Raw genomic sequence first — 15,256 nt, 5'->3', positions numbered from 1 at the left:
GCCGGCAATATCGCGATAGATTGTTCCAAAGGCAGGACGATCCATGCACGACTTGAACGACATGCTGTATTTCGCCGAGGTGGTCGACCGCGGCGGTTTCGCCGCCGCCGGGCGCGCCCTGGGCATCCCCAAATCCCGCCTCTCGCGCCGCGTGGCCGAGCTGGAGGCCAGGCTGGGCGTACGCCTGCTGCAGCGCACGACCCGCAAGCTGTCACTGACCGAAGCGGGCCAGGCGTTCCACCGGCATTGCGTGGCGATGCGCGAGCAAGCCGATGCCGCGGAGGAGGCCGTCGCGCTGGTGCACGACGAGCCGCGCGGCACCATCCGCATCACCTGCCCGGTCACGCTGGCGCAGACCACGATCGGGCCACTCATCCCCGCGTTCCTGCGCCGCTATCCCACGGTGCGCATCGAGATGCAGGTCAGCAACCGCGTGGTCGACGTGGTGCAGGAAGGCGTGGACGTGGCGCTGCGCGTGCGCCCGACGCTGGACGACAGCGCCAGCCTGGTGGTCAAGAACCTGGGCGAGTCGCGCGGGCTGCTGCTGGCCAGCCCGGCGCTGCTGGAGCGCGTGGGCCGGCCGAAGGACGTCGAGGACCTGCAGCGCCTCCCGACGCTGGCGATGTCGGCCGTCGACGGCCGGGCGAGCTGGGTGTTGCGCGGCCCCGGCGGCCGCGAGTTCGAGCTGCAGCACCGGCCCGTGTACACGGCCGACGACATGGTGGCGCTGAAGTACGCGGTGCTGGAGGGCACGGGGATGACCGTGCTGCCCGATTACCTGTGCACGCGCGAGTTGCGCGAGGGCCGGCTCGAGTCGCCGCTGCCCGGCTGGGCGCCGCGCGTGGGCGTGATGCACGCGGTGTTCTCGTCGCGCCGCGGCATGGTGCCCGCGGTGCGGCGGTTCCTCGACTACCTCGGCGAGCACGTCACCGCCGAGACGCTGTCGATGTCCTGTCCCTAGGCCGGGCCGGCCGCGGCCAGCGCCCGCCGGTAGACGTCGACGTAGTGCTGCGCGCTGGCTTCCCAGCCGAACGATTGCCGCATGCCGTTGACCTGGATGCGGCGCCAGGTCGGCCGGTCGCGGAACGCGTGGCGGGCCCGCTGCAGCGCCTCGGCGAAGCCCGCGGCATCGGCGCTGCGCATGACGAACCCGGTGCCGCCCGCGGGGTCGGCAGTGGCGTCGCGCACGGAGTCGGCCAGGCCGCCGGTGTTGGACACCAGCGGCGGCGTGCCGTAGGCCTGGCTGTACATCTGGTTCAGCCCGCAGGGCTCGAACCGCGACGGCATGAGGAAGCAGTCGGCCGCCGCCTCGATGCGATGCGCGAGCTGCTCGTTGAAGCCCGCGGTGACGTGCACTGCCTGTGGCGACTGGCTGGCCGCCGCCGCCAGCGCCTGCTGCAGCGACGCGTCGCCCATGCCCAGCACCGCCAGCTGGCCGCCCCCGGCCAGCAGCGCCTGCAGGTTCTGCAGCACGAGGTCGATGCCCTTTTGCGGCGTCAGCCGGCTCACCACCCCGAACAGCATGGCCTTGGGATCGACGCGCAGGCCCAGCTGCTTCTGCAGCGCCGCCTTGTTGCTCGCCTTGCCGGCCAGGTCGGTGGCGCTGAAGCGGTGCAGCAGCAGCGGATCGTGCGCGGGGTTCCAGCTGGCCGTGTCGATGCCGTTCAGGATGCCGGTGAGGCGGCCGGCATGTTCCCGCAGCACGCCGTCCAGGCCGGCGCCGAATTCGGGCGTCTGGATCTCGCGCGCGTAGGTCGGGCTCACGGTCGTGATCGCGTCGGCGAACTGCAGGCCGGCCTTGAGCATGGACAGCTGGCCCCAGAACTCCACGCCGTCCAGGCCGCGCCAGGGGCCGGGGATGCCCAGCAGGTCGGCGTTGTCCATCGGGAACAGGCCCTGGTAGGCCATGTTGTGGATCGTGATCACGCTGGCCGCCACGCGTGCCGCCGTCCCCGCCGCGCGGGCCTGCGCCAGGTACAGCGGCGCCAGGGCGGCGGGCCAGTCGTTGGCATGCACGACGTCGGCCCGCCAGTCGGCCAGCGGGCTGTCCGACGTGCCCAGCAGCGCCGCGACGCGGCTGAAGAAGCCGAACCGCATCACGTTGTCGTGGTAGTCGACGCCCGAGCCATCGACATACGGGCCGCCCGGCCGCTGGTAGAGCGACGGGCAGGCGAGCAGCAGCAGCGTGACGCCGGACTCGGTGCGCACGGGCAGCAGCTGCGCGGCGGGCCAGGGGCCGGTGGCCGGCAGGTCCACGCCGTCGCCCACTTCGCCGCTGACCTTCATGCCGCGATAGGCGGGCAGCAGCACGCGCACGTCGTGGCCGAGCGCGGCCAAGGCGGCCGGCAGGGCGCCGCTCACGTCGCCGAGCCCGCCCGTCTTGACGTAGGGGGCGCACTCCGGCGTGGCGAACAGGATGTTCATGGGCCGCCCTCGGCGTCGGCCACGAGCACCGCGAAGGGCAGGCCCGCGGCGCCGGCGAACACCGGCTCCAGGCCGAACGGCCGGCCGTCGTCGGGCACCTCCAGCAACTGGCCGGTGAGCCAGTGGCGCCAGGTCTTCCACTTGCGCAGCGGCGCCACTTCGGCGGCGCGCAGCTGGGTGTCGGCCCACAGGGCGGGACCCCAGTTCGCTTCCTCGCCGCCGCACAGCGTCCAGGCCAGGCGGGCGGCGACCACGATCACGGCCTTGCGTTCGAGCACGCGCGCGAACGCGATCGCGTGCTCGCCCGCGGGCCCCTCCACCGGCAGTGGGACGTAGGCGCCGTCGCGGAACAGCTCGGGCGCCTGCTGGCGCAGCTGCAGCAGCCGCCACGTCACCAGCTGCTTGATGCGGCCGTCCGCCGCGTGCTCGTGCAGCTGCGACCACAGCGGCGGCGGCGCGATGCCGTCGCGGCACTGGGCCTGCAGGTCCGCCAGCGAGCGGGCGAGCCGGCCGAAATCCACCGGCCGGCGGTTGTCGGGGTCGACCAGGCTGAAGTTCCACTGCTCGCAGCCCTGGTAGATGTCGGGCACGCCCGGCACCGTCAGCTTGAGCGCGACCTGCGCCAGGCTGTTGCGGAAGCCCCAGGGGGCCAGCCGCGCGGTGAACCGCTGCAGCTCGTCGACGAAGGGGTTGGGCTGGCCCGGGCGCAGCACGGCGTCGACGTAGCGCGCCAGCGCGTCCTCGTAGGCCTCGTTCGGGCACACCCAGCTGGTGTGCCGCTTGGCCTCGCGCACCGCCTTGCGCATGTAGTCCTGCACGCGTCGACGCAGGTCCTCGCGCTCCTGCGCGTGCGGCAGCTGCGCCGGCCAGATGCCCACCAGGGTCTGGAACAGCAGCCAGATGTCGTTGCGCGAGGGCGCCGGGCCGGTGTCGGTGTCGCCCAGGTACATCTCGGCCCAGCCCGCCCAGCGCTGCAGGGCCTCGTTCCACAGCTGCGGGGCCTCGGACAGCACGTCGATGCGGGCGCGCGTGTCCTCGCCGCGCTTGCTGTCGTGGGTCGAGGTGGCCAGCAGGCAGTGCGGGCGGTGGCGCGAGCGCGACTGGTTCGAGCCGTGGAAGGCCGCCACCGAGATGCCGTAGCTGGCCGGCTCGCCCCCGACCTCGTTCAGCGAGCTCAGGCGCAGGTAGCGGTAGAAGGCCGTGTCCTCGACCGCCTTGGCCATCACGGGCGCCGTGAACTGCTGCCAGCGCGCCAGGAAGCGCGCGCGCTGCTCGGGTGGCACGTCGGCCGCCTCGCCCTCGCCGAGCAGCACCTCGCGCACGTGGTCCAGCACGCCGGCCTCGGAGCCGCCCAGCCGCCGCTTGGCCGAGGCGACGGCCCAGTCGATGTGGCGGCGGTCGGCCGGGCTGGGCGTCTCGCCCACGCGCAGGTAGGTGCGGTACACCGGGAAGCCGGCGGCGATCTCCGCCAGCGCGAGCCGCAGCCGGTTGCGGGTGAAGTCGCAGCGGCGCCGGTTGGCGCGCGTGACGCGGTAGATCGCCTCCACCAGCCAGTTCAGTTCGGAGAACAGCAGGCTGCCGATGATCAGCCGCTTGCACTGGTAGGCGATCTCGGCGAAGTCCTCGTGCTCGCCGGTGAACTGGCGGTACGCGTGGTCGAGCGCGCCGACCTGGCGCGTGTCGACGAACAGGCTGTTGACCAGCGTCGCGAAGCGGTAGCCGGTGTCGCCGTGCACCGGCCACAGGTGCGACAGCGGCTCGTGCTCGGCCAGGATCTTCTCGACGACCAGGTACAGCGCGCGCGGCTCGCGGCCCGCCACCTCGGCCTGGCGCGCGAAGCGGGCCTGCAGCCGGTGGAAGTACTGCTGCGGGTCCGACAGGCCGTCGGGGTGGTCGATGCGCAGCGCGTCCAGGTGGCCGTCCTGCAGCCACTGCAGCACGCGGGCGTGCGTGGCCTCGAACACCTCCGGGCGCTCCATGCGCAGGGCGGCGAGCGTGTTGACGTCGAAGAAGCGGCGGTAGTTGACGTCGTCGCTGGCCACGTGCCAGTCCGCCAGCCGGTACGCCTGCCGGGCGACCAGCTTGTCCAGCAGGTCGAAGCTGGCCGGGTCGCCGGGCTGGCCGTTGAAGCGCTGCACGCAGCTGTCGATCCAGTGCGCGAGCCAGTCGTTGCGCGCGACCAGGCGCGCCAGGTTGCGCTTGTAGACGGCGGCGTCGCGCACGCGCGCGCGCCGCTGGTCCTCCTCGGCGCTGTCGCGCGGCGGCAGCCGCTCGAACGAGGCGAGCACCGAGGCGACGACCGCGTGGCTGTCGCTCTCGCTCTCGTCCTGCGCCGGCGGGGCCGGCAGCACGGCCAGGATGTCCGGGTAGGTGGCCGGGTCGATCGGGAACCGGTGGTCCCAGTAGCGCAGGCCGAACTCGCCCGTCTCGGGGGTGAAGTGCAGCTGCAGTTCGCCGGACTCCAGCACGCGGCCGTAATGGTCGCCCAGCACCGGCAGCAGCACCCGTCCGGCCATCTCGGGCGCGGCGGGGGACCACTCGATGTCGAAGGTCTGGGCATGCGCCGAGGCCTGCCCGTGCTCCAGCACCTCGAGCCACCAGGCGTTGTCGGCCTCCAGCACGCCCATGTGGTTGGGCACCAGGTCCAGCATCTGGCCCATGCCGTGGCGGCGCAGCGCCCGGCACATGCGCTCGAACTCGCGCTCTTCGCCCACCTCGGGATTGAGGGCGGTGTGGTCGATGATGTCGTAGCCGTGCGTGCTGCCGGGCCGCGCGCGCAGGTAGGGGCTGCTGTACAGGTGGCTGATGCCCAGGGCGTGCAGGTAGGGCACCGCCTCGGTCACGTCGGCGAACCGGCAGCCCTCGTGGAACTGCACGCGGTAGGTGGCCACCGGAATGCGCGCCGTCTCCAGGTCCGGCAGCTCCGGCGGCGCCGTCTCGGGCGCCGGGCCGTTGCGGTCGGCCCGCAGCACGGCGGCCACGGCGGCGAAGCGCTCGTCGCTGGCGAGGTCTTCCACCGCGACGGCGATCTTGCGCCGCCAGTTCGGGAACTGGTCCTCGGTGGTGCCCGGCACGTTCACCTGCAGCAGCTGCGCGGTCACGTCCTCCAGTTGCACGCCGACCAGCCAGCAGGGCGTGCGGGCCAGGTACGCATAGACCGAGGCCACCAGCGCGGGCGTCGCATCGGGCACCGAGGTGGCCTGCGCGCTCGCGTCGGGCGGCAGCAGGCCCTGGTGCTGCAGCGCGAGCAGCAGGCGGGCGCGGTCCTGCGCGCGGGCGATCACGGCCTGCTCGCGCGCGTGCTCGTCGGGGTAGAGGGCGAGCTTGCCCAGCAGCTCGAGGTCCTCGCCGAGCCAGAAGCCGCGCAGCGTCGGCAGGTCGTGCGTGCTGACCACCGCCAGGGCCTGCGGCTGCCACTCGCCCGGCGGGCGGAAGCTGCCGTCGTCCGTGCGCTCGAACAGCAGCGGCCGGTACGACAGCAGGCAGCGCTCGCGCATGGCCTCGCGCATGGCCGGCGCGACGTTGCCCAGGTCCTCGCCGATCACCAGGCAGTGGTGGCGGTGGCTCTCCAGCGCCAGGATGCCCAGCAGGTCGTGCAGCGGGTAGGTGACGTAGGTGCCGCCGTGCTCGCTGGTCCAGAACAGCCGCATCAGGGCCATCACGTGGTCCATGCGCAGCGCGCCGCTGTTGCGCATGTTGGCGCGCAGCGTCTCGACGAACGGCTTGTAGCGCGCCGCGCGCAGCTGCACCGGATTGAGTGGCGGCAGCCCCCAGTCCTGCCCGAGGGCATTGAGCGGATCGGGCGGCGCGCCCACGTGCATGCCCAGCGCGTACAGCGACGGCTGCACCCAGGTCTCGGCGCCGCCCTCGTTCACGCCGACGGCCAGGTCGCAGTACAGGCCCAGGCCCATGCCGCGGCTCTTGGCGTAGCGCTGCACCGACTCCAGCTGCAGCTCCGCCAGCCACTGCAGCCAGAAGCGGTACTGGATGGCCGAAGCGTGGGTGCGGCGGAACTCCTGCACCGCGGGGCCTTGCGGGTCCCTGTACTCCTCGGGCCAGGCCGGCCAGCCCCAGACGTTGGCGTCGGCGGCGAACAGGTGGGCCTGCAGCGCCTCGAACAGCGCGTGCTGGCCGAGCGTGTGCTCGCGCTCGCGCATGAAGCGGGTGAAGTGCGAGCCCTGCGAGCGGCTGGGGTGCAGCTCGTGCTGCTCGAAGTGCCGCCACAGGATGGCCAGCATCTCGTCCTTGGCCGCCGCGACGGCGGGATAGTCCACCAGTTCGGCCTCGCGCAGCCGGCGCAGGCGGTCCTGGAAGTCCTCGGCGTGCAGCTTGCGGCGGGCCTCGTCGCAGCCGGACAGCTCGGCCAGCGCCTGCACGTCCAGGTAGACCGGGTTGAGCGCCGTGCGGCTCGAGGGGCTGTAGGGACTCGCCACCTCGGGGCGGTGCGGGAACAGCGCATGCAGCGGCGACAGGCCGATGAAGGAAGCGCCCTGGCGCGCGGCGGTGTCCACCAGCCGGCGCAGGTCGCCGAAGTCGCCGATGCCCCAGTTGCGCGAGGACCGCAGTGCGTACAGCTGCACCGTGCAGCCCCACCAGCGCTCGCCTTCCAGCAGCGCGGCGGGCGCCCAGCAGCGGCGCGGCGAGATGACCACCAGGCACATGGCCTCGGGGTCGCCCTCGAGCGTCAGCTGCCAGTACCCGGTGCCCAGGGACGCGGGCAGCACCACCGCCGATTCGTCGCCCTGGCGCTCGACCGGGCCGGTGTGGCCCTGGAGCGAGGCATGTTCGGGCGCGAGGTGCCAGGTGGCAGCCGCGGGACCGCCGCGCCACGCGATGCGCACGGGCTCGCCTTCGTTGGTGACGTACACCGGTGGCAGCCCGGTCTCCTCGGGCGGGGGCGCGTCGCGCAGCCCCATGCTCGCCAGAGCCCGCTCGAGCACGGGCGGGGGCACTTCCTTGTCCTCGCCCCAGAAGCTGTGGTACCGCAGCGCCACGCCGTGGCGTTCGGCCTGCCGCGCAAGCTCGTGCCAGTCGCGTTCGTCGCTCATAGGGTGATCTCGGGGCCGAGGCGCCAGCGCGCGGACCAGGCCGGCCAGGTGCCGGCCGGCGTGTCCTCGGGCCAGCGGTGGCGGAACACCTCCTGGGTCTCCACGGGGCCCATGCGTTGCGGCTGCGCGAGGACCGGCTCGGGGCCGAGATTGACCTCCAGCGCGAGCACCTGCCCGTCCGCGTAGCGCCATTGCACCGCGATGCCGCGGTCGCCGACGCGCTGCGACGTGTGCTGGCCGGTGAGCAGCTGCTGCTGGCGCGGGGTGATCCAGCGCGCGCGCGCGGCGAGGGCGGCCTGCACCATCGACAGCCATTGCTGGCCGCGCTCGCTGGCGCGCTCGGTCCCGTTCGGCCGGCTCGCCTCGAAGGTGGCGGCGCTGCACGGGTCCGGCAAGGGCAGGGGGCGGCCGTCCACGGTCCGGGTCGCGTGGCCGAATTCGCGCTTGCGGCCTTCCTGCACCGCCTTGCGCAGGTCGCCCTGCCAGTCGGCGAAGTACAGCCACGGATGCGTGCTGCCGAACTCCTCGCCAAGGAACAGCAGCGGAATCGCGGGCGTGAGCAGCGCGAGCAGCGTGGCGAGCGGCGCGGCGTCGGGGCCGGCCAGGACGGCCAGCCGCTCGCCGAAGGCACGGTTGCCCACCTGGTCGTGGTTGTGCGCGAAGTTCACCAGCGCCGACAGCGGGATCGGCGGCGCGGGCTTCGGCGTCTCCCGGGCACCGCCCGGCTTGCGGGGGCTGTCCTCGAACAGCATGCCGTGCGTCAGGCAGCGCGCCAGCAGGTCGATGGGGGCCGCGTCCGGCGTGGGGCCGTAGTCGTGGTAGTAGCCCTGGGTCTCGCCGGTCAGCGTGACGTGCAGCGCGTGGTGGAAGTCGTCGTTCCACTGGGCGTCGTAGCGCCCCGCCTGCGGCGACGTCGCCAGCCGGTCGTGGTGGTTGTTCTCGTTCTCGAGCACCAGGTGCACGTGGCGGCCCGCCGTGGCGGCCCGCACGCGGGCGGACAGCTCCTCGAGGATGTCGGGCCGGCTGTCGTCGGCCACGGCGTGCACCGCGTCCAGCCGCAGCCCGTCGAAGCGGTACTCGGTGGTCCAGTACAGCGCGTTGTGGATGAAGAAGTCGCGCACGCAGTGGCTGTCCTGGCCGTCGAAGTTGAGCGCCGCGCCCCAGGGGCTGTGGCGCGTGCGCGAGAAGAACGCCGGGGCGTAGCGGTGCAGGTAGTTGCCCTCCGGGCCGAAGTGGTTGTAGACCACGTCGAGGAACACCATCAGCCCGAGGCGGTGCGCCTCCTGGACGAAGCGCTTGAGGTCCTCCGGGGTGCCATAGGGCGCGTGCGGCGCGAACGGCAGCACGCCGTCGTAGCCCCAGCCGAAGCGGCCCGGGAACGCGGACAGCGGCATCAGCTCCACCGCCGTGATGCCCAGGGCGGCCAGCTCGGGCAGGCGGCGCGCGGCCGCCGCGAAGGTGCCCTCGGCCGTGAAGGCGCCCACGTGCATTTCGTAGAGCACGACCTCGTGCCAGGGCCGGCCGGTCCAGCCCTCGTCCCATTCGAAGGCGAGCGGATCCACCACGCAACTGGGCTGGTGCACGCCGAGCGGGTTGTGGCGCGAGGCCGGATCGGGCACCGGCAGTTCGCCGTCGATGCGCCAGTGGTAGAGCGTGCCGGCGCCGGCGTCGCCGACATGGCAGGACCACCAGCCGCCGGCCTCCTGGGTGGCCGGCAGCAGCCGCGCCGCGGCGCCGGGCTTGTCGTACAGCGCCAGTTCCAGCTGGGCGGCGGCGGGCGCCCACAGGCGGAAGTCGGTGCCGCCCTCGGGCCGCAGGGTCGCGCCGAAGCGCATCATGTGCTCGCACCTCATGGCGCCCGTCCTTCCACCAGCACCGCCATCGCGTGCGACTCCAGCTCGATCTTGGCCTGCGGCTGCACGCGCTCGGCTTCCTGGTGCGAGAAGTGGCCCTGGCCGGTGTCCACGCGCACGCGCCACTCCTCGACGCCGGCGGCCTCGGGCAGGGTGAAGATCACGGCCTCGTCGGAGGCGTTGAACAGCAGCAGCACGCTGGGACTGGGCTCCCCGTCCAGGGGCGTGAAGCGGCCGTCGAACAGGGCGGCGATGCAGCGCACCGAGGGATTGGTCCACTCCTCCTCGGTCATCGGCAGGCCCCACACGCTGTACCAGGCCAGGTCGCGCCGATCCTCCTCGTCCGGCTGGCCGGTGGGCCAGCGGTTGTCGCGCAGCACCGGCAGCTCGCGCCGCAGCGCGATCATCTCCTGCGTGAACGCGATCAGCGGGTCGGCCCGGCGCTCCTGGCTCCAGTCGAACCAGCTCACCGGGTTGTCCTGGCAGTAGGCGTTGTTGTTGCCGCCCTGGGTGCGGCTCATCTCGTCGCCGCCCAGCAGCAGCGGCACGCCGCGCGAGACGAACAGGGTGGCCAGGAAGTTGCGCTTCTGGCGCTCGCGCAGCGCGAGCACGTCCTCGTCGTCGGTCTCGCCCTCGGCGCCGCAGTTCCAGCTGCGGTTGTGGCTCTCGCCGTCGCGGTTGTCCTCGGCGTTGGCCTCGTTGTGCTTGTCGTTGTAGCTGACCAGGTCGTTGAGCGTGAAGCCGTCGTGCACCGTGACCAGGTTGACGCTGGCCGACGGCAGGCGCCGCGACGGGCCGAAGATGTCGGCCGAGCCGGCCAGGCGGGCGGCGAACTCCTGCACGGCGCCGTCGGTGCCGCGCCAGAAGTCACGCACCGAGTCGCGGTAGCGGCCGTTCCATTCGGACCAGCCCGGCGGAAAGCCGCCGACCTGGTAGCCGTTGTCGCCGATGTCCCAGGGCTCGGCGACGAGCTTGACCTGGCGCAGCACGGGGTCCTGCGCCACCGCGGCGAGGAACGGCGAGCGGTGGTCGAACTCGTACTGGCCGTTGCGCGCCACCGCGGGCGCGAGGTCGAAGCGGAAGCCGTCGACGTGCATCTCCTGCACCCAGTAGCGCAGGCTGTCCATCATCAGCCGCAGCGTGGCCGGATGGCTGATGTCCAGCGTGTTGCCGGTGCCGGTGACGTCGGCGTAGTAGCGCCGGTCCTCGGGCACCAGCCGGTAGTAGGCCGGGTTGTCGATGCCCTTGAGGAACAGCGTCGGGCCCAGGTGGTTGCCCTCGCAGCTGTGGTTGTAGACCACGTCCAGGATCACTTCGAGGCCGGCCGCGTGCAGCGCCTTGACCATGCGCTTGAAGTCGTTGGCGTCGTTGCCCGCGCAATAGCGCGGCTCCGGCGCGAAGAACGCGACGGTGTTGTAGCCCCAGTAGTTGGCCAGCCCCAGGTCGATCAGGCGGCGCTCGTCGTTGAACGCGTGCACGGGCAGCAGCTCGACCGAGGTGACGCCCAGGCGCTTGAGGTGGGCGATGGCCGGCTCGCTGGCCAGGCCGGCGAACGTGCCGCGCAGGCCGTGCGGCACGTCGTCCATCAGCTTGGTGAACCCCCGCACGTGCACTTCGTAGAACACCGTGTCGGCCAGGGGGATGTCCGGGCGGCGGTCGTCGCCCCAGTCGAAGCCCGGGTCGAGCACCACGCACTTGGCCGCGCCGGCCGCGTTGTCGGCGGTGTCCATGGCCAGGTCGCGCGCCGGGCCGCCTAGGGTATAGGCGTACTGCCAGGCGCCGCCGCGCAACGGCCGGTCGAGGGCCTTCGCGTACGGGTCGAGCAGCAGCTTGTTGGGGTTGCAGCGCAGGCCCTCGTGCGGCTGGTAGGGCCCGTGCACGCGCAGCCCGTACCGGGTGCCGGCGGGCAGCCCGCGCACGAAGCCGTGCCAGACGTCGTCGGTGTGGCCGGGCAGTTGCAGCCGCCGGACTTCCCGCGTGCCGGTGCGGTCGAACAGGCACAGCTCGACCTTCTGCGCCACGCTGGAATAGACGGCGAAGTTGACGCCGCCCTCGGCGAGCGTGGCGCCGAGCGGCCAGGGGCGGCCGGGCTCGCAATGGTCCGGCAGCAGGGCTTCGTGGGGAGTCGGGGCGGACGTGGCGACGGCCGCCGCCGTCATGCAACCACCTCCAGCCGGCCCTTGCCGGTGCGAAGCGCCGGGCGCGCCGCCGGCATGGCCGCGTGCCGAACGCCGGGGCGGAAGTAGCCGGCCGGCACGACCACGATGCCGCTGGGCGTGACGTGGAAGCGGCGGCGGTCGTGCTCGAGGTCCAGCCCGATGCGCTCGCCGGCCGGCACGTCGTTGTCCTGGTCGATGATGGCGCGGTGCACCTGGGCGCCGCGGCCGATGCGCGAGCGCTCCATCACGATGCAGTGCTCCAGGCGCGCGCCGCGGTCGACGATGACCGAGCGGCGCAGCATGGCGTGGTCGAGGGCCGCGCCGTCGACGATGCTGCCGGAGCCGACGACCGAGCGGTTGATCACGCCGTTCTCGATCTGGGCCGACTCGGCCTGGTCGGGGCTGGCGTAGATCGGCCACTTGGCGTTGGTCATGCGGAACTTGGGCGCCGCGCCCAGGGTGTCGAAGTGGGCCTCGAAGTACGCGTCGATCGTGCCGACGTCGCGCCAGTAGCCGTGCTCCTCGTACGGTTCCGTGCCGGGGATGTGGTTGGTATCGAAGTCGTAGGCCACCAGCTTGTGGCTCTTCACCATCGACGGCAGGATGTGCTTGCCGAAGTCGCTGGTGCCGTTCTCCTTCATCTTGTGCAGCTGCTCCAGCAGCACGTCGGCGTTGAAGATGTAGTTGCCCATCGAGGCCAGGGCATGCGTGTTGCTGCCCGGCATCGGCCGCGCGGTGCTGGGCTTTTCCATGAAGTCCGTGATGCGGTTGCTGTCGTCGATCTCGACGATGCCGAACTGGTCGCACTGCGACAGGCGCACCGGCAGCGTGGCCACGCTGGCCGCGGCGCCGCTCTGGATGTGGAAGTCGATCATCTGCCGCACGTCCATGCGGTAGATGTGGTCGGCGCCGAACACCGCCACGATGTCGGGCTTCATGCTCTCGATCAGGTGGATGTTCTGGTACACGGCGTCGGCCGTGCCCTGGAACCACTCGGGGCCGTTGGTCATCTGCGGGGGCACGCAGGTGATGAAGTGCTGCGGCATGAACCGCGCCATCGTCCAGGTCTGGCGCACGTGCTCGATGAGCGACTGCGACTTGTACTGCACCAGCAGGTAGATCGAGTAGATCTCCGAGTTCACCAGGTTCGACAGCACGAAGTCGACGATCCGGTGCTTGCCGTTGAACGGCACGGCGGGCTTGCAGCGGTTGGCGCTCAGCGGGTGCAGGCGCGAGCCTTCGCCGCCGGCCATCACGAAGGCCAGGACGTTGCGGTGGGCGGTCATCGGGGAACTCCTCCAGAGGAAAGTGCGTCGCTCGGTCGGTCGACGAGCACCAGGGTGGCCAGGGGTGGCAAGGTCAGCGAAGCGCTGGCGGGCAGGCCGCCCAGCGGTGAGTCGTCCGCGTGAACGCGTCCGAGGTTGCCCATGCCGCTGCCGCCGTAGTACGTCGCGTCGCTGTTGAGCAACTCGTGCCACGTGCCGGCATGGGGCAGTCCGAGCCGCAGCGCCTGGCGCGGCTCCGGGGTCATGTTCACGATCGCCACGGCCAGCGCGTCGCCGGGCGCGCCGCGCCGCACGAACGCGAGCACCGTCTGCGGCTGTGGCGTCTCCACCGGCAGCCAGGCAAAGCCCTCGTGGTCGAAATCGTTCACGTGCAGCGCCGGCACCTGCCGGTACGCCGCGTTCAGGTCGCAGACCCAGCGCGCGACGCCCGCATGCAGCGGACGCGCCCACAGGTGCCAGTCGAGCGTGCGCTCGTGGTGCCATTCCTGCACCTGGGCGAACTCGCCGCCCATGAACAGCAGCTTCTTGCCCGGGTGCGTCCACATCAGGCCGTACAGCCCGCGCAGGCCCGCGAAGCGCTGCCACTCGTCGCCCGGTTGCTTGCACAGCAAGCTGCCCTTGCCGTAGACCACCTCGTCGTGCGACAGCGGCAGGACGAAGTTCTCGTTGAACGCGTAGACGGAGGAAAAGCGGATGTCGTCGCCGTGCCAGTGCCGGTAGAAGTGCGGCCGCGCCATGTAGCGCAGCGTGTCGTTCATCCAGCCCATGTTCCACTTCATGCCGAAGCCCAGGCCGCCGTGGTGCACCGGGCGCGAGACGCCCGCCCAGGCGGTCGACTCCTCGGCGATCATGTGGACGTCGGGGAACTGCGCGTAGACGGCGCTGTTGAGGTCCTGCAGGAAGCGCACGGCCTCCAGGTTCTGGTTGCCGCCGTACTGGTTCGGGATCCACTCGCCCGGCTCGCGCGCGAAGTCCAGGTACAGCATCGAGGCCACGGCGTCGACGCGCAGGCCGTCGAAGTGGTACTTCTCCAGCCAGAACAGCGCGTTGGAGATCAGGAAGTCGCGGACCTCGTAGCGGCCGTAGTTGAAGATCAGGCTGTTCCACTGCGGATGGAACCCCAGGCGCGGGTCGGCGTGCTCGTACAGCGCGGTGCCGTCGAAATCGGCCAGCGCGTGCGGATCCGAGGGGAAGTGCGAGCCGACCCAGTCCAGGATCACGCCGATGCCGTGCTGGTGCAGCGTGTCCACCAGCACCATCAGGTCCTGCGGGGTGCCGTAGCGCGACGTCGGCGCGTAGTAGCCGGTGGTCTGGTAGCCCCAGGAGCCGTAGAACGGATGCTCGGCCACCGGCATCAGCTCCACGTGCGTGAAGCCCATGGTGCGGCAGTGCGACGCCAGGCGGACGGCCATGTCGCGGTAATTGAGCACGCGCCCGTCTTCCTCGCGCTGCCACGAACCCAGGTGCACCTCGTAGATGGACATCGGCTGGCGGTGCGACTGGCGCTCGCCGCGCTGCGCCATCCAGTCGCGATCGCCCCAGGCGTGCGACAGGTCCCAGATCTGGGAAGCCGTGCCGGGCGGGTGCTCGCAGCGGAAGGCGTACGGGTCCGCCTTGTCCATCCAGCCGCCGTGCGCGCCCTGGATGCGGTACTTGTAGAAGTCGCCGGCGCGCGCGCCTTCGACGCGCCCGTGCCACAGGCCGCTGCCGTCCTCGAGCCGCTGCAGCGGCTCGCCGTGCCAGCCGTTGAAGGTGCCGGCCACGCACACGCTGCGCGCGTTCGGCGCCCACACCGTGAAGCGCGTGCCGCTGCCGTCGGGATGGGCGCCCATCACGTCGAACTGGCGGAAGTGGTGGCTGGGCCGGGGTGCCTGCCGGAGCGCGGATGCGGCGGCGTTCGAAGCGTCGGCCGGGTGCGTGGAAGCAGGCGTCATGTCGTAACTTGCGTGAACAAAAATTCTCGATCGGTTGGCCCCATCAGGATGAAGGAAGCCCCGCAGAAACACCGTAGGCGGGCACCTACAGACGGGCGCCGATTTCGCCGACGTCAAGCCGGGCAGGTCGGTAGCTCGGCAGGAAGAAGAAGTCGCGGGGCAGTGCGGGAAGTCGGCTGACTTCCTGACTCAGCCGTGGGAAGTGCTGATGGGCATTAGCTCAGCGGGTGGGAGCAGGGTTGGGGTTGCCCTTCAACACTCCGCGGGGCCGCTGAGCTATGGCCGGGTTGGGCGGCGGTGCGCGGCGGCAGGGGGCTGCCGGCGGGGGTTCATGCTGTACCACCCCGCTCGCGTGCCGCTCCGCGAGGCTTCCACAAAAATCACCCCCGCCGTCAACCCCCTGCCGCCGAGCAGCAGCGTGCTTGGACCGGCAGGTGCGCAGCTGGGGCCTGGCACTGGCACTGGCACTGGCACTGGCACTGGCACTGGCACTGGCACTGGCACTGGCACTGGCACTTGCACTTGCACTTGCACTTGCACTTGCACTTGCAC

At 71.7% G+C, this 15,256-nt stretch carries 7 protein-coding genes; 1 reads left to right on the top strand and 6 read right to left on the bottom strand.

The genetic code is table 11. The features are described 5' to 3' along the window. Positions 1 to 43 precede the first annotated feature (43 nt). Positions 44 to 961 (top strand): LysR substrate-binding domain-containing protein, encoded by a 918-nt coding sequence (locus tag AC3ANR_RS12650; protein WP_488288464.1) that lies wholly within the window; start codon positions 44 to 46, stop codon positions 959 to 961. Here the strand turns inward: AC3ANR_RS12650 and glgA are convergent. Genes glgA through glgB form a run of 6 tightly spaced genes read right to left on the bottom strand, consistent with a single transcriptional unit; the run spans position 958 to position 14,704 of the window. Beyond that, entirely contained in the window at positions 958 to 2,424 is a 1,467-nt protein-coding gene (glgA, locus tag AC3ANR_RS12645; protein ID WP_488288463.1) for a glycogen synthase GlgA, read from the bottom strand. The genes AC3ANR_RS12650 and glgA overlap by 4 nt on opposite strands. Then, positions 2,421 to 7,472, bottom strand: a complete 5,052-nt coding sequence (locus AC3ANR_RS12640) for a malto-oligosyltrehalose synthase (RefSeq protein WP_488288462.1) — start codon at positions 7,470 to 7,472, stop codon at positions 2,421 to 2,423. The genes glgA and AC3ANR_RS12640 overlap by 4 nt, the downstream gene beginning before the upstream one ends. Next, positions 7,469 to 9,325 (bottom strand): malto-oligosyltrehalose trehalohydrolase, encoded by a 1,857-nt coding sequence (gene treZ, locus AC3ANR_RS12635; protein ID WP_488288461.1) that lies wholly within the window; start codon positions 9,323 to 9,325, stop codon positions 7,469 to 7,471. Before treZ ends, AC3ANR_RS12640 begins: the two co-directional genes overlap by 4 nt. After that, a complete protein-coding gene (gene glgX, locus AC3ANR_RS12630; protein ID WP_488288460.1) occupies positions 9,322 to 11,484 on the bottom strand; it encodes a glycogen debranching protein GlgX in 2,163 nt (720 codons plus the stop codon). Before glgX ends, treZ begins: the two co-directional genes overlap by 4 nt. Continuing rightward, positions 11,481 to 12,770, bottom strand: coding sequence for a glucose-1-phosphate adenylyltransferase (locus tag AC3ANR_RS12625; protein WP_488288459.1), 1,290 nt, complete (start codon positions 12,768 to 12,770; stop codon positions 11,481 to 11,483). The genes glgX and AC3ANR_RS12625 overlap by 4 nt, the downstream gene beginning before the upstream one ends. Continuing rightward, positions 12,767 to 14,704, bottom strand: coding sequence for a 1,4-alpha-glucan branching protein GlgB (glgB, locus tag AC3ANR_RS12620; RefSeq protein ID WP_488288458.1), 1,938 nt, complete (start codon positions 14,702 to 14,704; stop codon positions 12,767 to 12,769). The genes AC3ANR_RS12625 and glgB overlap by 4 nt, the downstream gene beginning before the upstream one ends. Positions 14,705 to 15,256 lie beyond the last annotated feature (552 nt).

This window comes from Ramlibacter sp. JJN2-2R, from assembly GCF_057747835.1.
This window is presented reverse-complemented; position numbering and strand designations above follow the sequence as displayed.

Bases quoted from the DNA above. Each gene is read 5' to 3' on its own strand.
- AC3ANR_RS12650 (WP_488288464.1), top strand. From the start codon at position 44: ATGCACGACTTGAACGACATGCTGTATTTCGCCGAGGTGGTCGACCGC.
- glgA (WP_488288463.1), bottom strand. From the start codon at position 2,424: ATGAACATCCTGTTCGCCACGCCGGAGTGCGCCCCCTACGTCAAGACG.
- AC3ANR_RS12640 (WP_488288462.1), bottom strand. From the start codon at position 7,472: ATGAGCGACGAACGCGACTGGCACGAGCTTGCGCGGCAGGCCGAACGC.
- treZ (WP_488288461.1), bottom strand. From the start codon at position 9,325: ATGAGGTGCGAGCACATGATGCGCTTCGGCGCGACCCTGCGGCCCGAG.
- glgX (WP_488288460.1), bottom strand. From the start codon at position 11,484: ATGACGGCGGCGGCCGTCGCCACGTCCGCCCCGACTCCCCACGAAGCC.
- AC3ANR_RS12625 (WP_488288459.1), bottom strand. From the start codon at position 12,770: ATGACCGCCCACCGCAACGTCCTGGCCTTCGTGATGGCCGGCGGCGAA.
- glgB (WP_488288458.1), bottom strand. From the start codon at position 14,704: ATGACGCCTGCTTCCACGCACCCGGCCGACGCTTCGAACGCCGCCGCA.